At 46.0% G+C, this 25083-nt stretch carries 21 protein-coding genes, 1 tRNA gene and 1 riboswitch; of the genes, 5 read left to right on the top strand and 17 right to left on the bottom strand.

Translation table 11 applies throughout. The features are described from left to right. The first annotated feature begins 112 nt into the window (after nucleotides 1-112). Entirely contained in the window at nucleotides 113-718 is a 606-nt protein-coding gene (gene cobO, locus ACFFUV_RS01550) for a cob(I)yrinic acid a,c-diamide adenosyltransferase (RefSeq protein ID WP_390189162.1), read from the top strand. Nucleotides 719-819: 101 nt separating this feature from the next. Here cobO and ACFFUV_RS01545 read toward each other — a convergent pair whose 3' ends face one another. The 3 genes from ACFFUV_RS01545 to apbC form a co-directional block, all read right to left on the bottom strand. Beyond that, nucleotides 820-2955: an AsmA family protein gene (locus ACFFUV_RS01545; protein WP_390189161.1), complete on the bottom strand. Its 2136-nt coding sequence runs from the start codon at nucleotides 2953-2955 to the stop codon at nucleotides 820-822. Between the two features lie 104 nt (nucleotides 2956-3059). Then, nucleotides 3060-3701 (bottom strand): uridine kinase, encoded by a 642-nt coding sequence (gene udk / locus ACFFUV_RS01540; protein WP_390189160.1) that lies wholly within the window; start codon nucleotides 3699-3701, stop codon nucleotides 3060-3062. A 175-nt stretch (nucleotides 3702-3876) separates the two neighbouring features. Further along, nucleotides 3877-4956: an iron-sulfur cluster carrier protein ApbC gene (apbC, locus tag ACFFUV_RS01535; protein ID WP_390189159.1), complete on the bottom strand. Its 1080-nt coding sequence runs from the start codon at nucleotides 4954-4956 to the stop codon at nucleotides 3877-3879. A gap of 293 nt (nucleotides 4957-5249) precedes the next feature. On the opposite strand from apbC, the gene metG reads away from it, so the two are divergent. Continuing rightward, nucleotides 5250-7322: a methionine--tRNA ligase gene (gene metG / locus ACFFUV_RS01530; RefSeq protein ID WP_390189158.1), complete on the top strand. Its 2073-nt coding sequence runs from the start codon at nucleotides 5250-5252 to the stop codon at nucleotides 7320-7322. A gap of 223 nt (nucleotides 7323-7545) precedes the next feature. Continuing rightward, nucleotides 7546-8355, top strand: coding sequence for a hypothetical protein (locus ACFFUV_RS01525; protein WP_390189157.1), 810 nt, complete (start codon nucleotides 7546-7548; stop codon nucleotides 8353-8355). Nucleotides 8356-8403: 48 nt separating this feature from the next. Here the strand turns inward: ACFFUV_RS01525 and udp are convergent, their stop codons facing one another. The 8 genes from udp to moaA all read right to left on the bottom strand — a co-directional run bounded on the left by udp (nucleotide 8404) and on the right by moaA (nucleotide 15219). Next, complete coding sequence (udp, locus tag ACFFUV_RS01520) at nucleotides 8404-9162, bottom strand: uridine phosphorylase (protein ID WP_390189156.1); 759 nt, start codon at nucleotides 9160-9162, stop codon at nucleotides 8404-8406. Between the two features lie 228 nt (nucleotides 9163-9390). Next, a complete protein-coding gene (locus ACFFUV_RS01515; protein ID WP_390189155.1) occupies nucleotides 9391-11694 on the bottom strand; it encodes a zinc/cadmium/mercury/lead-transporting ATPase in 2304 nt (767 codons plus the stop codon). 125 nt (nucleotides 11695-11819) lie between these two features. Next, the gene (locus ACFFUV_RS01510) at nucleotides 11820-12236 is read right to left on the bottom strand and encodes a CBS domain-containing protein (RefSeq protein ID WP_390189154.1); all 417 of its coding nucleotides are present in this window, start codon (nucleotides 12234-12236) and stop codon (nucleotides 11820-11822) included. Nucleotides 12237-12458: 222 nt separating this feature from the next. Next, nucleotides 12459-12914, bottom strand: coding sequence for a molybdopterin synthase catalytic subunit MoaE (gene moaE, locus ACFFUV_RS01505; protein WP_390189153.1), 456 nt, complete (start codon nucleotides 12912-12914; stop codon nucleotides 12459-12461). A 1-nt stretch (nucleotide 12915) separates the two neighbouring features. Beyond that, nucleotides 12916-13161, bottom strand: coding sequence for a molybdopterin synthase sulfur carrier subunit (gene moaD / locus ACFFUV_RS01500; RefSeq protein ID WP_390189152.1), 246 nt, complete (start codon nucleotides 13159-13161; stop codon nucleotides 12916-12918). Further along, nucleotides 13158-13637, bottom strand: coding sequence for a cyclic pyranopterin monophosphate synthase MoaC (moaC, locus tag ACFFUV_RS01495; protein ID WP_390189151.1), 480 nt, complete (start codon nucleotides 13635-13637; stop codon nucleotides 13158-13160). The genes moaD and moaC overlap by 4 nt, the downstream gene beginning before the upstream one ends. Nucleotides 13638-13647: 10 nt before the next feature. After that, nucleotides 13648-14160 (bottom strand): molybdenum cofactor biosynthesis protein B, encoded by a 513-nt coding sequence (gene moaB, locus ACFFUV_RS01490; RefSeq protein ID WP_390189150.1) that lies wholly within the window; start codon nucleotides 14158-14160, stop codon nucleotides 13648-13650. A 69-nt stretch (nucleotides 14161-14229) separates the two neighbouring features. Further along, nucleotides 14230-15219 carry a GTP 3',8-cyclase MoaA gene (gene moaA / locus ACFFUV_RS01485; RefSeq protein WP_390189149.1) on the bottom strand — a complete coding sequence of 330 codons (990 nt, stop codon included), beginning with the start codon at nucleotides 15217-15219 and terminating at the stop codon, nucleotides 14230-14232. Further along, a riboswitch (molybdenum cofactor riboswitch) is annotated at nucleotides 15208-15345 on the bottom strand. It overlaps the preceding gene by 12 nt. 166 nt (nucleotides 15346-15511) lie before the next feature. On the opposite strand from moaA, the gene ACFFUV_RS01480 reads away from it, so the two are divergent. Beyond that, nucleotides 15512-16399 (top strand): YvcK family protein, encoded by an 888-nt coding sequence (locus ACFFUV_RS01480; protein ID WP_390189148.1) that lies wholly within the window; start codon nucleotides 15512-15514, stop codon nucleotides 16397-16399. Here the strand turns inward: ACFFUV_RS01480 and luxU are convergent. The 3 genes from luxU to uvrB all read right to left on the bottom strand — a co-directional run bounded on the left by luxU (nucleotide 16388) and on the right by uvrB (nucleotide 20431). Beyond that, on the bottom strand, nucleotides 16388-16726 hold the full coding sequence (luxU, locus tag ACFFUV_RS01475) for a quorum-sensing phosphorelay protein LuxU (protein WP_390189146.1): 339 nt from the start codon (nucleotides 16724-16726) through the stop codon (nucleotides 16388-16390). The two genes, ACFFUV_RS01480 and luxU, sit on opposite strands and share 12 nt — an antisense overlap. 6 nt (nucleotides 16727-16732) lie before the next feature. Continuing rightward, complete coding sequence (luxO, locus tag ACFFUV_RS01470) at nucleotides 16733-18127, bottom strand: quorum-sensing sigma-54 dependent transcriptional regulator LuxO (protein ID WP_390189145.1); 1395 nt, start codon at nucleotides 18125-18127, stop codon at nucleotides 16733-16735. Nucleotides 18128-18397: 270 nt separating this feature from the next. Continuing rightward, nucleotides 18398-20431 (bottom strand): excinuclease ABC subunit UvrB, encoded by a 2034-nt coding sequence (uvrB, locus tag ACFFUV_RS01465; protein WP_390189144.1) that lies wholly within the window; start codon nucleotides 20429-20431, stop codon nucleotides 18398-18400. Between the two features lie 541 nt (nucleotides 20432-20972). Here uvrB and ACFFUV_RS01460 point away from each other — a divergent pair. Continuing rightward, nucleotides 20973-21048 (top strand) — tRNA-Asn (locus tag ACFFUV_RS01460). A gap of 79 nt (nucleotides 21049-21127) precedes the next feature. On the opposite strand, the gene ACFFUV_RS01455 is transcribed toward ACFFUV_RS01460, so the two are convergent. Genes ACFFUV_RS01455 through ACFFUV_RS01445 form a run of 3 tightly spaced genes read right to left on the bottom strand, consistent with a single transcriptional unit; the run spans nucleotide 21128 to nucleotide 25076 of the window. After that, nucleotides 21128-21793 carry a 4'-phosphopantetheinyl transferase family protein gene (locus ACFFUV_RS01455; protein ID WP_390189143.1) on the bottom strand — a complete coding sequence of 222 codons (666 nt, stop codon included), beginning with the start codon at nucleotides 21791-21793 and terminating at the stop codon, nucleotides 21128-21130. Nucleotides 21794-21841: 48 nt separating this feature from the next. Further along, the gene (locus tag ACFFUV_RS01450; protein ID WP_390189142.1) at nucleotides 21842-24802 is read right to left on the bottom strand and encodes a condensation domain-containing protein; all 2961 of its coding nucleotides are present in this window, start codon (nucleotides 24800-24802) and stop codon (nucleotides 21842-21844) included. 25 nt (nucleotides 24803-24827) lie between these two features. Continuing rightward, nucleotides 24828-25076, bottom strand: a complete 249-nt coding sequence (locus ACFFUV_RS01445; protein WP_390189141.1) for a phosphopantetheine-binding protein — start codon at nucleotides 25074-25076, stop codon at nucleotides 24828-24830. Between the last annotated feature and the right edge of the window lie 7 nt (nucleotides 25077-25083).

The raw sequence follows: 25083 nt of genomic DNA, 5'->3' as shown, positions 1-25083 counted from the left end.
AACGTAAGGCGTCGTAAAGTTGCTTAAAGAGTGGAAGGACAAAACAGATTAGCCATCAGGTGAGATTTTTCGTTATCATTCGCAACATATTATTAATACAAAGGAAAGAAAGATGTCAGCGGACAACCACAAGCAAGAGCGTCATAAAGCTCGCCAGCAAAAAGTGAAGGAACAAGTCGATGCAAAAATCGCGGCAGCAACCGAAGAGAAAGGCTTAGTGCTGATCATTACCGGTAATGGTAAAGGTAAATCCACGTCTGGCTTTGGCACCATTACTCGCGCCGTCGGTCATGGTCTAAAGTGCGCGGTAGCTCAGTTTATCAAGGGGACTTGGGATAATGGCGAACGTAATGTACTGGATAAATTGGGCGTCGAGTTTCAAGTTATGGCAACGGGTTTCACTTGGGAGACCCAAAATAAGGAAACCGACACAGCAGCAGCTCAACAAGTGTGGAAAGAGTGTCAACGCATGCTGCAAGACGAATCATTAAATGTCCTATTGTTTGATGAACTGACTTACATGGTGAACTACGGCTATATCGAACTTCAGGAAGTGATTGATGCACTGAAACAGCGTCCACCAATGCAAAGCGTGATCATTACCGGACGTGCCGCGCATCGGGAATTGGTTGAATTAGCCGACACGGTCTCTGAAGTTAAAAACGTTAAACACGCATTTCAAGCTGGCATCAAAGCGCAAAAAGGCATTGATTGGTAGTCACGCTTCCAATCCCAAATAAAAAAGAGGCTTGTTAACCAAGCCTCTTTTTTCACGTTATATCCATGACCGCAATATCAGGACATTAGCTAATCAAAACATTAATTAAATAACCCCTTGAGCAGATTGTTAACCGCCTCTTTGGTTTTTTCATCTTTAATTTTATCGTCAAGTTTCTTATCTAGCTTTTCTAAACCGCGGTCGATCTCTTTCTTGGCTTTTTCTTTTAGGACGTCATCAAACACCAGCTTGTATTTCAGATCTGTCCATGAGCCTGAAATATTAATTGGAATCGTTAAATCGCGCAGGTCATCGATATCTTTGCCGCCTTGACCTTCTAACGTGCCAACAATCGACGTATCAATCAGAAAGTCGATGGTTTCATTGATGTAATTCGCAGACCCTTGACCGTGAATACGTAAAAGCGGTGACTGCATCGACAAATTGTTGGTCGACACTTTACCCTGATTCAACGTCAAGGTTGAAGACACCGCACTAAAGTCAGTTTTTTGCACGCCCTGTTTGTCATCAATGGATTTGCCTTTGATGCGCGCGTAATTTTTGCGAATCAATTGCGCAACATTAATACCGTGCACCGCACCATCATTGAAAACGATATCCACGGTTCCTTTGAGGTTTTGCTTGATTTTATCCATCACTAAACCCGCTCCAGTTAGATTGGCCGTGATGTTCCCAGTTCCCTCTAAAATGTCTTTGTCGGCCACATCAACTAACAGTGGCTGAATTTTGACATTGTCCACTTGGCTGCGGATCGAGTAGGTTGCTGGTGTTTTATTGACATTCAGCTCAGCGCTCGCTTGTACCGTACCTTGATATAAATTAGCGCTCAAACGGTTCAACTTGGCGACGCCTTTATTCACCGAAAACTGAGTGATGACATTATCTAAATGCGCACCCGATGCCTTCAGTTTATCAATACTGACTTTGCCTTGAACATCGAGTGTTTTCAGTGCAGAAAGGTCCGGCTCACTCTGGCTGGCTGATGATTGAGAGTTTCCGCTGTCACCGCCAGAAGCCGCACTACTGCTTGATGCAGGCTGAGACGCTTCATTTTGACTTGCCAGCAAGCTGTCCACATCAAGATTAGGGCTATGCAAATCAATCCGGATTTTTGGAATATCACCTAAAGTAACATTGGCATTACCGTCAAGAGCGATATCATTCGCCTTCAGTGCATTAAGCTCTAGGTCCAGTTGGTTCTGCTGGAGGTCGAAGCGAATATCAGCAGCCATATCGAGGTTCATCGGTGACTGAGGCAACGCACTGCCTTCAACATCCCCTTTTAATGTTAACGTCTTCACTTGAGCCAGAGTCAATTCGCTATCAACGGCGACACTCCCTTGACCTGAGAGATCAAGCGCCATATCTGCCACGCGTCCTGTGACTGCGTAACTCAGTACATTATCTTGGTCAAACGCAAAGCTTTCGAGTTCCAGCTTGGCTGAATCAATATGATTGCTTTCATCAGCGTACTCAGCATCGACACTGACTTGACGCAATTCATACTGTTTGAATCCAGGCGCCAATTTGAAATCGGCTTGGCCTTGGGCAGAAAAGGTTTGTTGATTGATTTGCCCTTTGGCAGCAAACTGGGCGTGGGTCCATGAGTCAAATTCAAACTCAGACAGATTCAGCGAGACATTATATAACTTGGTAAGGCTGCCTGCTTGTTTGTCATCCACTTCCAACATCGCGTTATTAATATCCACCCCAGCGAGATTAATCGTCCAAGGCTCATTGGACTCTGACGATGACGCTTGAGCGGGAGATTCTTCCGGTTGTGAATTGGCAGTGTCTTGAGACGAAGCGGCTTCTTCATTTTGCGCTTTACTCAGCGCATCAATATTACGGCGACCATCTTTTAACGTTTCGACGTAGAATTCTGCGCCATCGAGCGAAATGCTGCCAATTTCCAACTGGTGACTGAGCAGAGGCATAACAGAAACATCGATACCCACAGCATCGACTTTAAACAGATTCGGTTGGCTGAACCCTTGTGGGTTCTTCAACTCTGTTTTACCCAGTTCAAATCCGAGTGATGGGAAGAACTGCCAACTAATGTCGCCCTCAATCACCAAATCCAAGCCAGTTTGTTGCTTAGCTTGTTTAACAATCAGCGGTTTAAACTGGTTTGGATTCACCAATACCACTAGCGCAGTAATCGCAATAATCACCACAACCACTAAGCCCGCTAAGAATAAAAGTAGTTTCTTCATTCGCCTGTTCCCTTACGTCACTCGATCCTGTAAGAATAGGATTCTAAAACGAAAAATGGCACCCAAGGTGCCATTTATCAATGAAAAAATAAAGCGGTTACGCGTTAAGCTTTCAAAAGTCTTGCAATGTGAGCTTTTAGTACATCAATCGCGATACGGTTTTTACCACCACGTGGCACAATAATATCCGCATACTGCTTTGAAGGCTCAATAAACTGCATGAACATAGGACGAACCGTCGCCTGATATTGCTTAAGCACAGAATCCATTGTACGACCACGCTCTTCTACATCACGTTTAACACGGCGTAGCAAACAAATGTCTAACGGTGTATCCATAAAGACTGTTGCGTGCATTAAGTCACGTAAACGTGGATCGGTAAGAAGCAGAATACCTTCTAAGATAATCACCTTTTTAGGCGTCAATGTTCTGCTGTTGGATGTACGGGTATGCTCTGTGTAGCTGTATTCTGGGACTTCAACTGCCTCACCACGAATCAATTGCTGAAGGTGTTCACACAAAAGATCATGGTCTAAGGCATTCGGGTGATCATAGTTGGTTTTTACACGCTCTTCCATGCTCAAGTCGCTTTGATCATTGTAGTAACAATCTTCCGTAATCACGCCAATTTGATGATCGCCGACTTTCTCTCGAAGCTCGTTATAGATGGTACTCGCGATAAGACTCTTTCCTGAAGCGGAAGCGCCAGCGATACCGACTATGACGCACTGATTTTTATCAGACATTATTCTTGCACCCGATGCTGTAACTCGATAAACCGCCTGATTATAGGGGCACAGCCCCGTCGATACTAGTCGCGAATGACGGAAAATGTCAGGTTTTCCTGAAATAGAACAATAATCCGTCAAGCAATCGATTACATGTTAATAACTTACGCAATAAGCAAAAATAAACTTTTGATTAAGAATCCACCATGGTGAACAAGATTTCATCGGGCTTCGCTTTTCCTTGCCAAAATAATCGGCTGGTTATCGCGTCGGCAAGCTCGACGTAGTGCTTGGCATGTTGTGATTCTGGCCTTGCCGCTACCGTTGGGCAACCCTTATCAATATCTTGGCGCATTTCAATATGCAGTGGTATTTGTGCTAGCAGAGCCATGCCGTAATCCGTCGCCATTTGCGCAGCGCCGCCTTCACCAAAAATGGCTTCGTGATGCCCACAATGGCTACAAACGTGGTAGCTCATATTTTCCACCAGCCCAACCACAGGGACTTCAACTTTTTCAAACATATTGGCCCCTTTACGTGCATCCGCTAACGCTAAATCTTGCGGCGTTGTTACGATCAGCGCTCCGGTCACCGGAATTTGCTGTGCCAGCGTTAACTGGATATCACCAGTACCAGGAGGCATATCAATCACTAAATAATCCAGCTCCGGCCACTCAGTTTCATTGAGTAACTGAGAAAGCGCTTTAGACGCCATCGGTCCACGCCATACAGCCGCCTCTTGCTTATCAACTAAAAAGCCGATTGATTGCGTCACGATGCCATGCGCAGCAACGGGCTGCATCCATTTATTATCACGTACCGCGAGTTCTGCCTCTTGCTGGCCAAGCATCATGGGGACGGATGGTCCATAAATATCCGCATCCAATAACCCAACGCTGGCGCCTGAACGCGCAATGCCAAGCGCTAAGTTCACCGCAGTGGTCGATTTACCCACACCGCCTTTGGCGGACGTCACCGCGATGATATTTTTGACCTTGGTCAGGGATGACTGGACTTGTGTCTGCAATGCTTTGATTTGGCAACTCACTGCATAACGAATATCACCAATAATCTGATCACGCTTGGCTTGCTCGATCCACGCAACCAGTTGGCTTGGCAAGTCGTTGGCCGCAAATGGTAATTGGATTTGATACACGCCTTGTTCATCGAGCGTCACGATATTCGCGTGATCAGCCCACTCATTGATAAGACATGGATGTTCAAATTGATTCAACCACGAGCAGAAATCTTGTTTGGATGTGAATTGGTGCATAGCCCCTCCTTGTTATCGTTATGCTAACACTGAGCGAGAGTATGCAGAACCCCAAAAACGCGCTGGATGATGCTTCACCACGCCATTCCGACAACGAGATAATGAGTCGTTGAAGTGGGTTGCCGTCACGTAATAGCGACACCCAAGATAAACCTGCTGATTTAGGACAAAAATTCATCAATACAGTTAGTCAATCAAACCAAGATTGATCGCCCTCACAGCTTGGAGTTGAGACATGGATCGGGTAATATTGGCTTTTATTTTATACCTATCAAGAAAAGCGAAAATTAAGTATGGCAAACGATCCAAGAAATACTACTGCAAGGAAACTGTTGGTAACTTGTGCTCTTCCGTACGCTAATGGTTCGATCCACCTTGGTCACATGCTTGAACATATTCAAGCTGACATTTGGGTCCGTTATCAGCGTCTGCGTGGCAACACAGTTAATTTCATTTGTGCTGATGATGCTCACGGCACACCGATCATGCTTAAAGCTCAACAGATGGGTATCACCCCAGAACAGATGATTGCTGAAGTCAGCGAAGAGCACCAAAAAGATTTCGCCGGTTTTGATATCAGCTTTGATAACTACCACAGCACACACTCCGATGAAAACCGCGAGCTGGCTTCTCACATCTATTTGGAACTGAAGAAAAATGGCTTTATCTCAAGCCGTACCATCTCTCAATTGTTTGACCCAGAGAAAGAGATGTTCCTGCCTGACCGTTTTGTCAAAGGCACGTGCCCTAAGTGTAAGTCTGAAGATCAATACGGTGATAACTGTGATGCATGTGGTGAAACCTACAGCCCGACAGATCTGATCGACCCTAAATCAGCAGTCTCTGGCGCCACACCTGTTATGAAAGACTCTGAGCACTTCTTCTTTGATCTTCCGCAGTTTGAAAGCATGCTCAAAGAGTGGACGCGTTCTGGATCTCTACAAAATGAAACCGCCAACAAGATGCAAGAGTGGTTTGAGTCTGGTTTGCAGCAGTGGGATATCTCCCGCGATGCGCCTTACTTCGGTTTTGAAATCCCAGGTGAAACAGGCAAATTCTTCTACGTTTGGCTAGACGCACCTATCGGCTACATGGGTTCGTTTAAAAACCTGTGCGACAAGCGTGATGATTTAAACTTTGACGAATATTGGAACAAAGACAGCAGCGCTGAGCTTTATCACTTTATCGGTAAAGACATTGTCTACTTCCACAGCCTGTTCTGGCCAGCCATGCTTGATGGTGCTGGTTACCGTAAGCCAAACAACGTTTTTGTTCATGGCTACGTCACAGTGAATGGCGCAAAAATGTCAAAGTCGAAAGGCACTTTTGTTAAAGCCAGCACCTACCTTGAACACTTAGACCCTGAATGTCTGCGTTACTACTACGCTGCGAAACTGAACAGCCGCATTGACGACCTAGATTTAAATCTAGAAGACTTTACTCAACGTGTTAATGCGGATGTCGTGAATAAGATCGTAAACCTTGCGTCACGTAACGCAGGTTTCATTGCTAAGCGTTTTGACGGCAAATTATCAGATAACGTTGCGCAGCCAGAACTGTACAACGAATTCGTTGCAGCAGCAGAGCGCATTGGTGAATTGTACGAAGCACGTGAATTTGGTCGTGCGATTCGTGAAATCACAGCGTTGGCCGATAAAGCCAACCAATATGTCGATGAAAAAGCCCCTTGGGTCATCGCCAAAGAAGAAGGTAAAGACCAAGAGCTACAAGACATCTGCTCTGTGGGTATTAACCTATTCCGTGTGCTAATGACCTATTTGAAACCGGTGATGCCAGCACTGGCTGCGCGTTCAGAAGCGTTCTTAAACGAGGAACTCTCTTGGGAGCGCATTGCTACACCTCTTGTTAGCCATGAAATCACCAAGTTCAAAGCGTTATTTAACCGTATCGATCCGAAAAACATCGAGGCCATGATTGAAGCGTCTAAAGAAGACGCGGCGGCAGAAATGGCCGCGAAACAAGAAGCAGAAGCGAAGCTGGCTGGCGAAGAAACGGAGCTGAGTAAAGATCCGATTGCGGATGAAATCGAATTTGATGATTTTGCCAAAGTTGATTTACGAATCGCTAAGATAGTCTCTTGCGAGGAAGTTCCAAAAGCCAATAAGCTTCTGAAATTCCAACTGGATATCGGCGGTGAAATGCGCCAAGTGTTCTCTGGCATTAAAGCGGCCTACAAACCTGAAGACTTAGTGGGTAAGTACACGGTTGTGGTTGCGAACTTAAAACCTCGTAAAATGAAGTTTGGTATGTCAGAAGGCATGATCCTAGCGGCAGGCCCTGGTGGCAGTGAACTGTGGATTTTGGAACCACATGACGGTGCTCAGCCAGGTATGCGTGTAATGTAATTTACGGTTTGCACCAAGACAAAGCCCTAACTTTTACCAGGTTAGGGCTTTTTTATTTCCATTGTCCTTTTTAAGACAAAGCGCCCCGATTTAGTGCAACAAACAAAAATAAAAACACGTAAGTAACTGTTAAGCAACACTATTTTATTTGGCTTAAAGCTTGCTCCTATTATTCCATTGTTTGCTCATTATCGAGTAAATCAGACTATAGGAGTGAGTCGTTATGTTTGTTGTCCTCTCGTTGCTGCTTTCATGCGCCATTCTTGCTCTGCTTGTCTATCTGTCTAAACAACGTCAAAGTGCTCAGCAACAACACTATGATGTCCTAGTCGTATTACGAGAGATTCTCTATTTATGCCGTCAACACCGGCGCATTAGCCATCATGCGCTGATCCACAGTCAAACTGACAATGACGAACTCAACCATTTACAAGATTTGATGATAGAGAAAAGTAATCATTTGATCGCCAACGCGCCATTTGAAAGCAAAGCAATGTATCGAATTTTGCAGCTGAAGCTCAAAAGCTTAATTAAGGAATGGCAATATCGCAGTGTTGCTCGCAATCAGATGATTCATGGAAAAACCATTCGTCATTGCCTATTTTTGATGGACGAAGTCGCCCTGGCTTGGTTAATTGAATCAGACAGAGAAGACCTCAGTGATGAATATCACCTACAGTGGCAACAAGTGCTTGATAGCATGGAAGTGCTGACCCAACTACGCATTTCAATTCAAGATGTAAACAGTTATGAGGGCACGCAGCGGATAAAATATCACAGTGATAAAATGCGAAGAAAAATGAATCAGCTGTCCTTGATAAGCCCCCTTTCGATTGCATCACCAAGTTGTACTGACGCACTGCTTAAACTTGGAGAAGTATGTGATGCCAGTGAGATAAAATTGAGTAATGAAGAGCTTTATCAACTGACGACCGAACTATCGCTGAGTATTTCCCAAGTCTATGATCAAATGCTCTCGGATCTGACCGAAACGCTGTATTTACCACTTCCCAAACCCGCAATAAACTCATAAACAAAAAAAGAGCCACCCTGTGGGTAGCTCTTTTTAAAATCTGTATGATTAAAGAAGCTTACGTGCAGCTTCAACCACCACTTTGATGGAGCGAGTTTCCGCTTCTTTGAGTGTCGCGTGATCTGGCGTTTCTTTTTGAGTACGGTTGATAATCACACCGGCAACACAACCAGCACGTAAGCCGGAACTTGCACACATAGTTAATAGCGTTGCAGATTCCATCTCAAAGTTCAGCACGCCCATGTCTTGCCACTCTTTCATCGAACCTTGGAAGCGACGTACCACACGACCACTAAACGTATCGTAACGTTCTTGACCTGGGTAGAACGTATCACTCGACGCCGTGACACCCATATGAACCGTCGCGCCCGCTTCTTCGACCGCTTCTTTCATTGCTGTTGCCACCGCGAAGTCAGCAACCGCTGGAAACTCCATGGGTGCAAAGTGCAAACTTGCACCATCAAGACGAACCGAGCCGGTTGAAACAATCATATCACCCACATTTACGTGCGGTTGAATGGCTCCTGTTGTCCCTACACGAAGGAAAGTACGTACACCTAATTGAGCAAGTTCTTCAACCGCAATAGAAGTTGATGGGCCACCGATACCGGTTGAGCACACAACAACAGACTTACCATCTAACTCTGCGCGGTATAAGGTGTATTCACGATGACTGGCAAGAAAAACTGGGTTTTCCATAAGCTCGGCAATTTTTTGTACTCGAGCTGGATCGCCTGGAATAATTGCTAGCGTCGCGCCATTGAGATCAGATTCAGTGACTCCAAGATGGAATACTGCTTGAGACATAAGGGACTCCTTTAATCGCGCTTACAGGTTGGACATTTAGCCTGTTTATACGCACTCTGTATTAATTAGCGTTAAGTATACAATACCCAACCTAAACGCAACAATTAGTGATTTACATCACATTGAAAAAAGTAACAATTGTACGCATTTCAAATAAAAACGGTTTGCATCACACTTTCACCCCTAAACCACCTCAAGCAACATTTCATAAGCATTCAAATAAAAGTGTTATGCGTGATATTTTGCTTTATAACGAAGTAGACGCAACGCGTTTACCGTCACCAATGCTGTCGCACCGCTATCAGCCAATACCGCTAACCATAACCCAGTGATGCCAAGTAAACTGGTCACTAAGAACACGGCCTTTAAGCCAAGTGCCAAACTCACGTTTTGACGAATATTTCGCGATGTTGCTTTGGATAAATCAATAACATTAGCCAATTCAATTAAACGGTTATGGGTTAACGCCGCGTCTGCGGTTTCTAACGCAACGTCACTCCCCCCACCCATCGCAACACCAATGTGTGATGCCTTCATCGCTGGCGCATCATTGATACCATCACCAACCATGGCGACGCGTTGGCTAGAACTCATCGACTCAATCCAACGAACTTTATCTTCGGGTAACAAGTTCGCTTGGTAATCAATACCCATTTGTTCACTGAGCGCTTTGGCGCTGACTGGGTTATCACCTGTCAGCATGACGGCTTGAATATCCATCGCTTTAAGCGCCTGAACCGCTGCTGCTGCATCGTCGCGAATTTGATCTTGCCAAGCCACAAGCCCTAGCGGAGTCTGATTTTGATCGACCAATACCGCCAACGTTTTACCTTGGGCTTCAAGCGCTTCAAATAGCGTTTTATGTGAATGCTCGACAGTCAGCTTCGACGGGGCAATCAACTGATAACGCTGCCCTTCGACCAGCGCCTGAACGCCACGCCCAACCAGTGCTTGTTGCTCAGTCGCAACAGGAATATCGGCTTGTTGTGCCTGTGCATGATTGACCAGCGCTACTGCCAACGGATGGCGAGAACCCTGCTCAACACCAGCGGCAATGCGAAGAACTTGTGACTCATTTAAGTTGTCATTTAACGGCTCAATATCCGTAACTTGAGGCTTTCCTAAGGTTAATGTTCCCGTTTTATCAAATGCAATTCGCTCAATAGAACCGAGCTGTTCAAGCGCCGCTCCTCCTTTGATTAATGCACCATGCCGTGAGGCCGCCGCAAGTCCAGACGTGATCGCGGCCGGCGTAGAGATAACCAATGCGCATGGGCAGGCAATAAGCAGAGTCGCCAGTCCGCGATATACCCAAGTATCCCAAGCTTGAGCAAACAGTAGCGGAGGAACTAAGACCACCAGCAGCGCGACCAACATCATCAACGGTGTATACCAACGGCTGAAACGATCTAAAAAGCGTTCTATGGGCGCTTTTCGAGTATCGGCTTCTTCGATCATGTGCAAAATACGATCGATCGCATTTTGCCCTTGCTTGGACGTAATTAGAATCTCAACGACTTTGTCGACGATCACCGTGCCAGCCATTACTTTGTCATTCGCAAACTTTTCTACCGGTACGGACTCGCCAGTAAGCGCACTCTCATCAACATTCGCTGACGACGTCACTAACTGGCCATCGGCAGGCAAACGACCGCCAGGAGCTACTTCTATTCGATCTCCCGGCTGTAAACTCGCAACAGGGACGTCAACTCGCTCATCATCCACCCATTTGGTTGCGTTTTCAGGCACCAATGCCATTAACGCATTCACGCCACTGCGCGCTTTGGTTGCGGCAAAACCTTCCAGCTCTTCGCCGATAAGAAATAACACCAGCACCATGCCCGCTTCCGCCGTTTCGCCAAGATAGAGAGCCCCGAGCGCGGCAACTGTCATTAAGCTCTCGATGGCAAATGGCGTTCCTGATAACGCCAACTGAAGTGCTTTACGTCCTATAGGATAAAGCCCAACCAGACAGGTCACAAAAAACAGCCAATGGCTCAGATTTGGCAACAGAGGATTAAGCACAAAGCCGAGTAACATCGCGGCACTAAGACTAATAATATATTGATACTGCTTTATTTTTTCAGAAAACGACGTGTTATTCGTCTGGGAGGAAGCTGCGGTTTGACTAAATGAGAATCCGCTTTGCGTAATGGCCTGTTCCACTGCAGGTTCAAGTCCACTGTATTCCGTTTTAACCACCAGTTTTTCCGTCGCAAATAGAACTTGAGCCTGCTCGACGCCGCGAACACGGCTTACCGCACTTTCGATTTTTCGAGCGCACGACGGGCAATCCATGCCTAACAGATGCCAAGTGTGGGTTAGGAGCATAGACGAACTGGGGTCGGGGTCATCATCCTCTTGGTTCGGGTCTGCACTTGAGTGTGAACCCTGGTGTTCACAACCACATTGGGACGTCGATTGCTGAGAGCAGCAAGATGACGCTTGCTGGTGATTATCACAACATTGGTGAGTGGGTTTGGCTTTTTGAGTGGGGGTTTCAGAGCAACACCCTTGATGTTTAGTACACATAAACGCGCCTCCTGATCACGGTTTATGCTCAGCATAGACCTTGGAGTTAACTCCAAGGTCAAGACAATCGCTAAAAAAGTGAGGAATAAAAACGTTTTATCAAGAAATTGCGTTGTCGATTAAGGTTATACCGGATGTTGGAAACACGTCGTCAAACTCTTACCGATGGCTCGAAGCACATCTCGGCGCGTGATAATGCCAACGAGAATACCATTGTCGACCACCGGATAGACTTTCGGTTTGCCAATTTTCATCATATCAGCCAGCGCTAATATCGACGTCTCGGGTGAGACCGACAACACTTCGGTGTGCATGCATTCGGAAACTAGGTTGGTATCTTCACAAAAATAGGAAGCCTTCACTAACTTATCCAGCAGGTCTTGTTCGGATAAAAAACCAATAACATTGTGTTTTTCATCGATAACCGGACCGCCTAAATGCTCTGAACGAACCACTTTTTCAAGGGCTGCACTCAGTGACATGTCAGGCCGAAAGGTAATCGCCTGCTTGGTCATATAATCTTTTACTTTGGGTGATTCCATCGCCATCTCCTTCATACGCCGGTGCGTCGTTTTGATAACGTAATTGTTGTCCAATTTGCTGTTTTTACTAAATTGGAAACAGCGATTTTTTTGATAGAAGAGATCAATGGCACGTTACCGAAAAGTAACGACATAATACTTACTATCCAGTGCCCCCCTAAAACAAAGGCACCAACAGTCTTGTTAGTGCCTTAGGATACATTCACGCAGAGAACAATGACGCTACTCTTGCCATCGCTTTGCCGCATCATGGTCACTCTCACGTGACTCGACCCAGCGCGTTTGGGTGGTGGTGCGCTCTTTTTTCCAAAACGGAGCCTGCGTTTTTAAATAATCCATAATAAATTCACACGCTTCAAACGCCGCTTGGCGGTGCGCACTGCTGACACCGACATAAACGATTTGATCGCCAATATCTAAGTCGCCCACTCGGTGAATCACACGGACAGCCAAGAGTGGCCAACGCTGCTCGGCTTGATCGCAAATCGATAACAGTGATTTTTCGGTCATTCCGGGATAGTGCTCTAAAGACAGACCGGTGACATTATCACCCAAGTTCATATCTCGAACTTTACCAACGAACGTGACAACGGCACCGGCGGCACTGCCTTGAGCAAGATATTGATATTCTTTGCCAACATCAAAGTCTGGATGTTGAACAGACACACGAGAGTCCATACTATCCCCCCGTTACAGGAGGGAAAAAAGCCACTTCATCCCCATCATTGATTTCGGTCTCCATCGGCACAATGGCTTGATTGACGGCCGCTAATATTTTCCCTTGCTCTAGAGCAAGTGACCACTTACCTTCTTGTTTAGCAAGATGAGCACGCAGTGTCTCCACATCACCAAATGTTGACTCGAGTTCGATTTCGTCAACGCCGACTAACTCACGTGTTTGGGCAAAGAAAAGAACTTTAATCATGACTCCACCTTGAAATGTCCGGATTTACCGCCGGTTTTTTCTAACAAACGAAGCCCGCTGATCTCCATGTCTTTTTGCACCGCTTTACACATATCGTAAATCGTTAATGCCGCGACAGAAGCCGCCGTTAATGCTTCCATTTCAACGCCGGTTTTGCCCGCCAGTTTACAGACAGATTCAATACGAACTTGATTTTGCTCTTCCAACGCTTCGAGTTGCACTTCAACTTTGGATAACAATAGCGGATGACATAACGGAATAAGATCCCAGGTTTTTTTCGCAGCTTGAATACCTGCAATTCTGGCGGTCGCGAACACATCACCTTTATGATGTTGACCTGAGATAATGAGTGTTAACGTCTCGGGTGCCATGCTCACATACGCTTCGGCACGCGCTTCACGTACGGTTTCATTTTTGGCAGAAACATCGACCATATTTGCCTCTCCAGAGGCATTAATGTGTGTCAGTTGACTCATAGTTCCTCACTTATACGGCAAGATGAGGCATGAAATTACACGGACGATGGCTGGCATCCAGTTGCTGCTGAATAATTTTCGTCCACCCAGTTTTGCATGCGCCAGTAGAGCCTGGCATTGCAAAGATCACCGTGTGATTGGCAAAGCCAGCAATCGCGCGAGATTGAATGGTTGAAGTACCAATCTCTTCATACGAAACCATACGAAACAGCTCACCGAAACCTTCTACTTCTTTATCAAACAACGGTTTGAGCGCTTCGGGAGTGCTGTCACGGGAAGTGAATCCAGTACCACCGGTAATCATCACCGCTTGCACACCTTCATCGGCAATCCACTGTGAAACAATGGCGCGAATCTTGTACATATCATCAATGACAATCTGTTTATCCACCACGTTGTGGCCCGCGACTTTGGCTTGCTCAGCCAAATATTGGCCAGAGGTATCATTCTCTTCAGTGCGCGTATCAGAAACGGTTAATACCGCAATATTTGCTGCTTGAAATTTGCTTTCTGCGTGACCCATTTGCTCACCTGTAAATCATATTAAATCGTGCGGCTTCAGCAACGTAACGCTACTGAAGCAAAAAGAAGATTATCCGCCAATAGAGGCAAGATGCGGCGTCATACCACTATCCCCATCGTGAAGAAAGTGGCTAACACGCTTGGTTTGAAGTTGCTGTTCAATACGAGCGATCAACTCACCATGCTGCTCGTCTTGTTGCAATAAATCACGTAACTCTAGCCCTTGTTCACCAAACAAACACAGGTGCAACTTACCGAGCGCAGAGATGCGAAGGCGATTACAACTATCGCAAAAGTGTTTTTCATACGGCATGATTAAGCCGATTTCGCCTTGGTAGTCGGGATGTACAAACACTTGAGCGGGGCCATCGTTCGCCGCTCGTACCTTGAGTAACCAGCCATTGGCGATCAAATGATTGCGAATCGCCACGCCGGAGACATGGTGACGGTCAAATAAGTCGTCCATTTCGCCAGTTTGCATCAGCTCGATAAAACGCAGTTGAATCGGCTTATCTTTTATCCACTCAAGAAACTGGGGCAATTGATGATGGTTGAGGTCCTTCATCAAGACCACGTTCACTTTGACTTGCTCGTAGCCGACTTCAAACGCGCGTTCAATACCCGCCATCACTTGATGGAATTTGTTTTCGCCAGTGATTTGGTGAAATAAACGCGGATCTAAACTATCAACGCTCACGTTAATATGCGTCAGCCCCGCCGCTTTCCAGTCAGCTACCTGTTTTTCCATTCGATAGCCATTGGTTGTGGTTGCCACTTTACGTATACCCGGCGTTTGAGCCACGGTTTCAATAATCTGGTTAAAATCTTTACGCAAGCTTGGCTCACCACCTGTGATTCGAACTTTGGTGGTGCCACAATCGGCAAACGCAGTAACCACGCGCCGAATTTCATCAAGGCTTATGAATGATGAATTTTTCTTGCCCGACGGTTTGTAACCATCAGGAAGGCAATATGTACACTTGAAATTACAGACATCTGTAACCGAGAGACGTAAGTAATAAAACTTACGATTGAACTTATCTTCGAATTGTTGCGCCACGGAACACCTTTCCAAACACGGGAGGCAACACCATTTCCAATGCAGCCCTTGTGATCAAATATCACTGGCTTATCACGCATATCAATGAATGACTTAGCGAAAATAAGCTCGGAGTTATGGCAACTAGCCCTTAGACCAGCAGCTGATAGTAAAAATACTGAATAACAGTACGTGTTTCTAGCTCTATCGCGAAAAAAACGTGCCTTTCGCGCAAAATACCTCATTATGAGTATCAGCTATTATCTAATTAAACTAAATTATAAGCGTTTTGAAAATACGATAAGAAAAATTTATGCCTTTATACACTTCAAAAAAGGTAGTGGCCATTGGCGGTGGTCACGGGCTAGGACGTATGCTTGCGGCGCTGCGCAGCTTTGGCTCAAATGCTACAGGCATAGTCACCACAACCGACAATGGTGGCTCCACCGGTCGTATTCGCGACTGCCAAGGGGGAATCGCTTGGGGTGATACTCGCAACTGTATCAACCAACTGATTACCGAACCTTCCATCAGTTCGATGATGTTTGAATACCGCTTTCGAGGCTCCGGCGAACTCAACGGTCACAACCTTGGCAATCTGATGTTAACTGCACTGGACAACCTTTCCGTACGTCCGCTTGATGCCATCAACCTGATTCGCGATATGCTCAATGTGGAAGTTAATATTCTTCCTATGTCAGAGCACCCATCCGATTTACGTGCGCTCTCAACGAGTGGTGAGTGGGTAACAGGGGAAACCAACGTTGATGAAATGGAACAAGATCTATTAAGACTGGATCTCGAACCTGAAGTCCCTGCCACTCGTGAAGCGGTCATTGCGCTGCAAGAGGCAGATTGCATTATCCTTGGGCCAGGCAGCTTTTTAACCAGCGTCATGCCACCGCTACTGCTACCAGAAATCGCCAACGCAATTAATCAAAACCAAAAAGCGACGTTAGTGTTTGTTGCCAACCTTGCGTTTGAATATGGTCCTGCAGGTAGAATGACCCCAAAACAAAAGCTCCAATGGTGTGAGAGAGCGTGTAAGGCGAGAAAAATTGATGTCGTGCTTGGAGAAAAGGCCCACCCTGACCTAGCAGAGTGGAACTGTATTACAGAAGATTTGGCGTCACCGAACCGAGCTTGGCGTCATGACCGGTTGAAACTGAAGAACGCCATTGAGAGTCTATTAAACGATTAACTGCTGGTAGCGCATTTTTGTGGTTTCTAACAGTTCGATCATCGAAGCGGCGTATGTCGCTTCGATTTGCGATTGACCCGCTTTCGCCGCCGCGTCCACTTCCGCTGCGTAAGCACAGAGCTTATCCGCGCCAAAACTGGCCGCACTGCTTTTCAGCGCATGACTAATTTCTTTTAAATACTGTCCTTTATCTAGAGTTTGGCTGGAGTTCAGAGACTCAAGATACGTATTCAATTCACCTAAAAAAATGTCCAACAATACCGGAACGTTTTCTTGTCCGATCTCACCACTCAGGCGCTCAATCTTTTGCTGATTTAAAACTTCCATTAATACCTACTGTTTTTCTTTTATATTCCAAGCTTGTAACTTGCGATATATCGTTGAAGGGCTGACATCCAAATACCCAGCGGCTTTGGGAATGTTGCCTTCACACGCTTTTATCGCTTGTTCTATCGCGTGTTTTTCAGTCATCCATAATGGAAAAATATCGTGCACGGAAAGAGCTTCTTTCTCCATAATAGGAACTCGAATTTCTCTTTCGTGTGGTTTATTCAACGGTGGTGGTAACATTTCAATGGTAATATCCTTACCGTTGTTCAACACCACCACGTTGCGCAGCACGTTCTGCAATTGCCTTACGTTACCCGGCCATTCATAGTGAATAAATCGCTCAACGACTTCCGGGGATAAACGCACAAAGTTTTTGCCCTCTTCTTTGGACATGAAACCCAATAACGAGTATGCAATTTCTATGACATCTTCTCCTCGCTCACGCAGAGGCGGTAAGTGCAAAGGAATGACATATAAACGATAGTACAAATCTTCACGGAACCGCCCTTCTTGTACTTCTTTCCATGGGTCACGGTTGGTCGCACAGACAAAGCGAACATCGACGCTTTTCATTTTTGATGAGCCGACTTTTTGAAACGTGCCCGTTTGAATAAAACGCAGCAGTTTGGTTTGCAGGTCAAGGTCCATCTCACACAGCTCATCAAGGAACAAGGTGCCACCATCGGCCAATTCTGCTGCCCCTTGTCGGTCGGTCGCGGCGCCAGTAAATGCGCCTTTTACATGCCCAAACAACTCACTTTCAATCAGGTCTTTGGGAATGGCCGCACAGTTGATAGCGATAAAGGGTTTGTCTCCTCGCTTGCTGGCGGCGTGGACCGCTTCTGCACACACTTCTTTGCCGGTACCACTTTCTCCGGTGATAAAAATACTCGCTTTACTTGAAGCAGCAGAGTCAATGATGCGATACACCGCTTGCATCGTGTGGCTACTGCCAATGAAACCTTGGTACGATTGATTACCCGGATCATCCGCTTCATTCTTCAATTTCGTCGCTTTACGAATCGCATTATTAACGGTTACACGCAGACGGTCGGCTTCGCAGGGTTTAATAAGAAAATCTTGTGCACCATAACGCATCGCTTCCACTGCAATATCAATCGAGCCATGAGCGGTCATAAAAATAACCGGTACATCAGGGTGCTCAGATTTAACTTGATACAGGACGTCCATCCCGGTCATATCAGGGAGACGTAAATCGAGAAGAATCAAATCCGGAGTGCGAACATTTAGACTGTCGAGTGCTTCACGCCCACTGCCCACCACATTGATGTCAATGCCGAGCGGCATAAGATAAGAACGATACAGCGCCGCAACAGATGCCGTATCCTCAACCATTAAGAGGTATTTGTTTTTTTTGTTTTGATCGTTGGATTGCATACTCTAGCCAATTAGTTTGCATTTTGTGCAAATAATCGCACTACGCATTGCATTTTGCAAATTTCAAGTAAGTGAAATGCAAAAAAACCGTAAAAATAATGACTTAAAAAATCATAGAAAATGGCACAGATAGTGCTATACCTATAGTGAGACCCTAACGGGTCCCTAGCCAACTGACGTTGTTAGTGAATATGATGTTCACAAAATGAAGCCAATAGTGAGTTTACTATTGGCTATTTTTTTATCTAAGCGTCGCAGTCAACAGAACTATCAACTATTTACAATGAATTGCTCTCTCAGTTTTTCAAGCTGATCACGCTTCTCTGCGGCCAATTCGAACTCAAGATCTTGTGCATGTTTGTACATTTGCGCTTCAAGCTTAGCGATCTCTTTCTCCAGCTCTTGCGGCGTGAAGGCTTGATAAGTTTGCGAAGACTCAGCCACTTTCGACAGCGGAACTGGTTTATTGGTGTTGCGCTGGCTTTTGGCTTTCGTTGCATCACCCAGCTCCATAATATCTTTGATATTACGTTTTAACGCTTGAGGTACAATGCCCATCGACTCATTATACGCTTGCTGCTTTTCTCGGCGGCGATTGGTTTCGTCCATCGCTTTTTTCATCGATTTGGTAATAGAGTCCGCATAAAGAATTGCTTTCCCTTTAAGGTTACGTGCGGCGCGGCCAATCGTCTGAATCAATGAACGTTCAGAACGCAAGAAGCCTTCTTTATCTGCATCCAAAATGGCCACCAGCGAGACTTCTGGCATATCCAGCCCTTCTCGTAGCAGGTTAATCCCGACGAGAACGTCAAACTCTCCTAAGCGCAAATCACGAATAATTTCCACTCGCTCAACGGTATCAATGTCTGAGTGCAGGTAGCGCACTTTCACATCATGCTCATTCAGATATTCAGTCAAGTCTTCGGCCATACGCTTAGTCAGCGTGGTCACCAAAACTCGCTCATCAATCGCGGCTCTTAAGCGAATTTCAGAGAGTAAATCATCAACCTGCGTTGCCACAGGGCGCACTTCTAATTCAGGATCAAGCAACCCGGTAGGACGAACAACTTGGTCAACCACATCGCCACCGGATTTCTCAAGTTCGTAATTACCAGGCGTTGCTGAAACGAAAATCGTTTGTGGTGCTAACGCTTCAAACTCTTCAAATTTAAGAGGACGGTTGTCCAGCGCCGAAGGCAGGCGAAATCCATATTCGACTAGGGTTTCTTTACGTGAGCGGTCTCCCTTATACATTGCGCCAATTTGTGGAACCGTCACGTGTGACTCATCAATCACCAATAAACCATCCTGAGGGAGATAGTCAAATAGCGTCGGTGGCGGCTCACCCTCTTGGCGTCCACTGAGGTAACGTGAATAGTTCTCAATCCCTGAGCAAAACCCAAGCTCATTCATCATTTCAATGTCAAATTGAGTGCGTTGGGTCACGCGCTGCTCTTCAAGCAGTTTGTTGTTATCTCGCAGGTATTGCTGACGCTGATGCAGCTCTTTTTTAATCTGCTCCACCGCTTCCAGCATTCGGTCACGAGGGGTTACGTAGTGCGTTTTGGGGTAAATGGTGTAACGAGGCAAATCACGTTGCTTTACCACCCCCGTTAATGGGTCAAACACACTGATACAATCCACTTCGTCATCAAACATTTCAACCCGCACCGCATCTTGCTCAGATTCAGCAGGAAAAATATCAATCACTTCGCCACGCACACGAAATTGACCACGTTCAAACGCAACATCATTACGCGAATACTGCAGCTCAGCTAAACGGCGTAACATATCACGTTGGTCTATGACATCACCACGTCTCAAATGCAGCATCATTTGTAGATAAGACTGAGGATCACCCAAACCGTAGATTGCAGACACCGAGGCAACAATAATCGCATCTTTACGCTCCAATAATGCCTTGGTGGCGGAAAGTCGCATCTGCTCAATATGCGCATTCACAGAGGCATCTTTCTCGATAAAGGTGTCTGTGGTCGGCACGTATGCTTCAGGCTGGTAATAGTCATAGTAGGAAACGAAATACTCCACGGCGTTATTCGGAAAGAAAGATTTCATTTCTCCGTATAACTGCGCAGCCAGCGTTTTATTCGGAGCTAGCAGAATTGCCGGCCTTTGCGCCTGAGCGATAACATTGGCCAAGGTAAACGTCTTACCGGACCCCGTCACTCCGAGCAAGGTTTGGTGGGCTAGACCAGAATCTAAGCCATCTAACAATTTATCAATCGCCGCAGGTTGATCCCCTGATGGTTGATAGTCTGAGACGAGATCGAATACTTTACTCATGGTCACCTTCTACACAGACATGGGTCGAGAATGGATTCTGTATGAATATACAGATTAAATGCGCAAAATAAAATTAAACCCTCTTTTTTCACTTTACTGATCATACGGCTGGAATGTCTTTTGTTACTCTGATATTATCCTTCGCCCTAGCAGGTCTCCTCCCAAAATCTCTACTCCTTTCATCCACAAGCTATGCACAATTTTTCTATTTTTATCATGTAAATGATGATCGTTTCGTTTAAGCGTTAAACTTGAAATCGATTGCAAAAATGAACCATATCATTATATAACAAAGAGTTAGCAAAGTTACGCACATAAAACGCACTCACTCTAAAGGGTGAGTGGTGAATAACATTCATTTTGCGCAAGATTCATCAACACACTTATCCACAATTTTGGTGGATAAGTAAATGCACGCTTTAGCGCGCAAGGCATACAGGAAAGTAAAGGATTTTTTTCAGAAATAATTTTACAATTCTTGTGCTCTGAGTGTTGACAGCTTTTCGTGTTCTAGCTAAAATTCGCACCGCTTTACAGCAATTCCCCCTTAGTTCAGTTGGTAGAACGGCGGACTGTTAATCCGTATGTCGCAGGTTCGAGTCCCGCAGGGGGAGCCAAATTTAGAAAGCCCAGCTATTTAGCTGGGCTTTTTCGTTTTTTGGCCTAGCAGCCACTAAGTTTTGCTTTGAAGTAAACTTATCCCCACTTCGCTAATGTAAGCAATGTGGTGTTCAACCACTGATAATACACATCCAATTCAATCGATAGCTGCGAACACTCAACTCGAACCCTTAATTGGTTGTCAGTCACCGATAACACCTTGGCATGATGAAACTCTAAATAGCAATGAACCTGAGGATACACTGCTTTAAATACACTCTCTTTGGCAGAAAACAGCAAGGTAATGAATTGAGCTGCACTCCCAAGTTGACGATGGTACAGTGCATACTCTTCATCGCTGGCCAGTAGTGTTTTGATTGCACTGGCTGTTTTACTGTCAATCATGGACTCAACATCAACACCGAGGCCTTGATGCTCGGCGTCAAACCTTGCAACACTAACGGCTAAACGCTGGGTGTGCGCAATCGAGCCGCACACTCCCTTTGGCCACACCGGCGCACGGTGTTGACCAATAGCCACCACATGATCATCGATACCAATGGATGATAACGCGCATTGGGCTGCCATGCGTCCAGCAACAAACTCTGCTTTCCGAGAATTCACCGCCGAACGTAGACCACGATATTCCGGTTTGCTCAGTAACCTCTCATGCTTGGGCGTCCATAAATGAGAGGCAAACTGGCAACAATAGAGCATTTCACCGCCCAGTTGGTACTGAGGATAGGCTTGAATAAATCCCATAACAAATCCAGCCCGCGCAGCCTGCCACGAAGACAGGCCACACGTAGATTAAACGATATAAGGATTGGTGGTTTTGAGCTCAGCCCGTAACGCAGACAGAGACAAGTCACCATCACCCAAGGTTGCAAATCGAGTCAATACGTCACTGGTGGTATTCGACAATAATTCAACTTGGGCTGGGCTATAATGCTTTGCAAGATAACTCATCAGAACGCGAACCCTAGGCTCACCACTGATCATTTCTTCCATTACTTCAAACTGCAGCCCTAAGCCACCTTCACTCTTATCAGGGTCAACCTGCTGAAATTCAATGGTTTCCCCTGAAGCGCCAGCCAAATAACCATTTAATTTGTTTTTGGCGTGCAACTGAATAAATACTTCAAAAATATGATTTTCTCGCTCTTCACCCGGTGCCAGTAGCGCTTCTTCGATAAGATCGATGGGAATATCGGTGTATGGCATTGAACCATTAATGGTCTGCTTAACCTGCTCAATGATATCAACCACACTCAGAGACTCTTCGACTCGATTCATGTGCACGACCATGGTGGTAAAATAACCAACGGTATCAAAGAACTCTGCGTCAAGACGGCCTGACGCTGGCGTACCGACCACCAAGTTTTGCGGAGCACCCAGTAACCGCAAGGCGGTAATGATTCCTGCGTACATCACGTTAAACAAAGAGGCGCTACGACACTTGGCTAACTGATACAACTGTTCAGAGACCTGAGGTTCAATTTTAAACTCAACCCAACCGCCTTGGTTATCATCTTCCTCGTACACCACACTCAGTGGATGGTTATGGTCAAAAATCGGCGAGCTCCAAGTTGCGTCATGCAAGTGCTGCTTCCAAAAAGCTTGGTGCTGTTGATTCATGCCTGAGGCATGCTGCTTTTGTGCATACTGATGGAATGGTAACGGCTCAAATGACCACTCGGGCTCTCGCCCTTGAATACGCGCTTGATAAGCTTGATTAAGTTCATCCATCAGAATGTTAACTGACCATTCATCGAGTACGATATGGTGGAAAAGCAGTGACAGATATTGCTGTTTTGATTGCGCATCGCGAATAAATTTAAGCCGAAGTGGCAGCTCATTGGCTAAATCAAACCCATGCCCCGACTCCTGCTTTAGCGCAGCAGCATGAGGTTCGCTTGGTGTTTCATCGCTGGTCCAAAACCACTGATATTCATCAAGCTTAGCAACCGGAACCACGCGTTGTAATGGCTCACCGTTTTGCTCGAAAAACTGGGTTCGTAACCCGGGATGACGAATGAGAAGATCGTTAAACGCTTGACCAAATACTTGCTCATCCACCGGATCGATAAAGTGCAAGGCAAAGGGGATATTGAAGATATGGTGTAAACCAAACTCTGCGTATTTCTGCTTCGCTTTCCACAACGAGTTTTGCGCTAACGACAGCGGAAAAGCGTTGTCGTCACTGCGAGTTTGCTCGTCTAAATGAGGCGTTGTGACCTCAGTTTGATGAGCGGTTGCCTTTTGAGCCAGGGCCGCCGCCGAGGAATAACTAAACAGATCATTAATATGGATTTCTACCTGATGCTGTTTCAGCAAGCGTCCAATCACACGAGTGGCAATCAACGAGTGACCACCCATATCAAAAAAGTCATCATCGACACTCATTTCTGGTTTGCCGAGTGCATCACGAAACTCGTTCACAATGAGCTGAGCAATGTTTTTCTCTGGTTGTTGCTCAGAGGTCGCTGGGTTTTGCGTGACCTCCTGAGATAAAATGTCGATTGGAGAAATAGCGTCTTTCGGCACAGTTAACGAACGCAACTGTAATTCGTTATGTGGCTGACCATCGAGAGCCTTAAGCAGACTTTCCAGCATCCACCCACCTGCATAAGCTGACAAATTAGGCGCTGTGGTCAACTCAATAACCCCTTCTTGGCGGCAATTGACACCCATAGCCAACGACAGCTCGAAACGACAATCGGTAGTTGGCAGAGCAACGCGGTCAACGCTTACGCCATCAAACCTTAAAAAGGTTACCGGGTCTGCCAGCCAAGAGACCAACACATGAGGCATAGTCGTCTCGCTGCTGAGCTGGGCTGTTTGTTGCATTTGTGACTCGATTTGCGCCACGATATAAGCGGGATCATCACGGCTGCAATCCAGCTCCACGCAGACTAAGTTGGACTCGATCATGGTGGCGCCCAATTCAAAGAATCGGTCATCCAACTCACGAGGCAAACTGACTTTCACCATTGGACGGTCAGTCACTTGGCTTATTTGTTTGGCAAATAAAGCCGCAACACCATTGAGAACATTGCGCTTTGCAAGTTCATCACCACTGAGTTTAGTTAACTGCTCTATGTCTAAACACGCACTGAAAGTATTGGCTACCGTAGGCTCACTCGGTGAATGTGTTGTCGTGACATCAATCGCTGCCCTTTCTATCCCAGGCACATGACACTTCACCCTATCGAGATTCATAAGCTCCGGCTGCAAGTGACTTGCTCGAATCGATGCATCGAATGGCTGTTGTTGATAGGCGCGGCTGATCGCACTAAACACATCACGCCAACACATTTGCTGTTGCAAGATCGGATGCACCACGGCTCCAAGAATGACTTCTCCTTGATTTAAAAGATAAACATGGAATTGCAAGCCTGGCTGATGATGAAGGTCAATCGCGGCGGCTTGGGACTGTCGTAGACGCTCAATCGCCTGTTGCTCGAAAGAGACACTATCTAAGCTGATAATATTGGATACCGTGGGTGTAAACGCCTTTATAAGCCCAAGTTCATCGTCAAATTGGTACAGGGTTTTCAACTCAGGATAATGTGCACATGCCCGTTCGATTGCCGTCAGTAATTTGCTGCGATCAATATGATGGGAGAGTTTTATCGCGATGGCATATTGATGGATGCCCTGCTCACACTGTTGATGACGTAGCCAAGTGAGTTCTTCATATTCGTTAAGCGCTTCGCTCTTAGCGTCCCGCGTTTGAGGTTGAGGTTGAGTGATATTTTCCATCATCATTTCGTTCCAACTGACTGGTTGTTAACTAGTAAGCGGTTTGGTCCGCTTTATTGTGACGTTGTAATAAATGTGTCCAAGCGGCGATGGTGGGCTGCTGGGCTAACTGGGCGTAAAGCAAGGAAGAGTGGGTAATGCGTTGGCAATGCTCTAACATTCGCATCATGTGAAGAGAGTGGATCCCATGTTCAATTAAGTTGGCATTAGCATCTAATTGATTAAATTCATCACCGGTAATGCTCGCCAGTCGCTTTCTAATCCAAGTATCAAAGTTCATGACTAAC

Source organism: Vibrio olivae (genome assembly GCF_042428525.1).
Classification (GTDB): Bacteria; Pseudomonadota; Gammaproteobacteria; order Enterobacterales; family Vibrionaceae; genus Vibrio; species Vibrio olivae.
Note: the sequence above shows the minus strand (reverse complement) of the source record. Positions and strands in the feature narration are given on the sequence as shown.

Bases quoted from the DNA above. Each gene is read 5' to 3' on its own strand.
- udk (WP_390189160.1), bottom strand. From the start codon at position 3,701: ATGTCTGATAAAAATCAGTGCGTCATAGTCGGTATCGCTGGCGCTTCC.
- ACFFUV_RS01525 (WP_390189157.1), top strand. From the start codon at position 7,546: ATGTTTGTTGTCCTCTCGTTGCTGCTTTCATGCGCCATTCTTGCTCTG.
- moaE (WP_390189153.1), bottom strand. From the start codon at position 12,914: ATGGACTCTCGTGTGTCTGTTCAACATCCAGACTTTGATGTTGGCAAA.
- metG (WP_390189158.1), top strand. From the start codon at position 5,250: ATGGCAAACGATCCAAGAAATACTACTGCAAGGAAACTGTTGGTAACT.
- uvrB (WP_390189144.1), bottom strand. From the start codon at position 20,431: ATGAGTAAAGTATTCGATCTCGTCTCAGACTATCAACCATCAGGGGAT.
- ACFFUV_RS01545 (WP_390189161.1), bottom strand. From the start codon at position 2,955: ATGAAGAAACTACTTTTATTCTTAGCGGGCTTAGTGGTTGTGGTGATT.
- udp (WP_390189156.1), bottom strand. From the start codon at position 9,162: ATGTCTCAAGCAGTATTCCATCTTGGAGTCACTGAATCTGATCTCAAT.
- ACFFUV_RS01515 (WP_390189155.1), bottom strand. From the start codon at position 11,694: ATGTGTACTAAACATCAAGGGTGTTGCTCTGAAACCCCCACTCAAAAA.
- ACFFUV_RS01510 (WP_390189154.1), bottom strand. From the start codon at position 12,236: ATGGAATCACCCAAAGTAAAAGATTATATGACCAAGCAGGCGATTACC.
- luxO (WP_390189145.1), bottom strand. From the start codon at position 18,127: ATGCAATCCAACGATCAAAACAAAAAAAACAAATACCTCTTAATGGTT.
- moaC (WP_390189151.1), bottom strand. From the start codon at position 13,637: ATGAGTCAACTGACACACATTAATGCCTCTGGAGAGGCAAATATGGTC.
- luxU (WP_390189146.1), bottom strand. From the start codon at position 16,726: ATGGAAGTTTTAAATCAGCAAAAGATTGAGCGCCTGAGTGGTGAGATC.
- ACFFUV_RS01455 (WP_390189143.1), bottom strand. From the start codon at position 21,793: ATGGGATTTATTCAAGCCTATCCTCAGTACCAACTGGGCGGTGAAATG.
- ACFFUV_RS01450 (WP_390189142.1), bottom strand. From the start codon at position 24,802: ATGATGATGGAAAATATCACTCAACCTCAACCTCAAACGCGGGACGCT.
- moaD (WP_390189152.1), bottom strand. From the start codon at position 13,161: ATGATTAAAGTTCTTTTCTTTGCCCAAACACGTGAGTTAGTCGGCGTT.
- ACFFUV_RS01480 (WP_390189148.1), top strand. From the start codon at position 15,512: ATGCCTTTATACACTTCAAAAAAGGTAGTGGCCATTGGCGGTGGTCAC.
- cobO (WP_390189162.1), top strand. From the start codon at position 113: ATGTCAGCGGACAACCACAAGCAAGAGCGTCATAAAGCTCGCCAGCAA.
- moaB (WP_390189150.1), bottom strand. From the start codon at position 14,160: ATGGGTCACGCAGAAAGCAAATTTCAAGCAGCAAATATTGCGGTATTA.
- apbC (WP_390189159.1), bottom strand. From the start codon at position 4,956: ATGCACCAATTCACATCCAAACAAGATTTCTGCTCGTGGTTGAATCAA.
- ACFFUV_RS01445 (WP_390189141.1), bottom strand. From the start codon at position 25,076: ATGAACTTTGATACTTGGATTAGAAAGCGACTGGCGAGCATTACCGGT.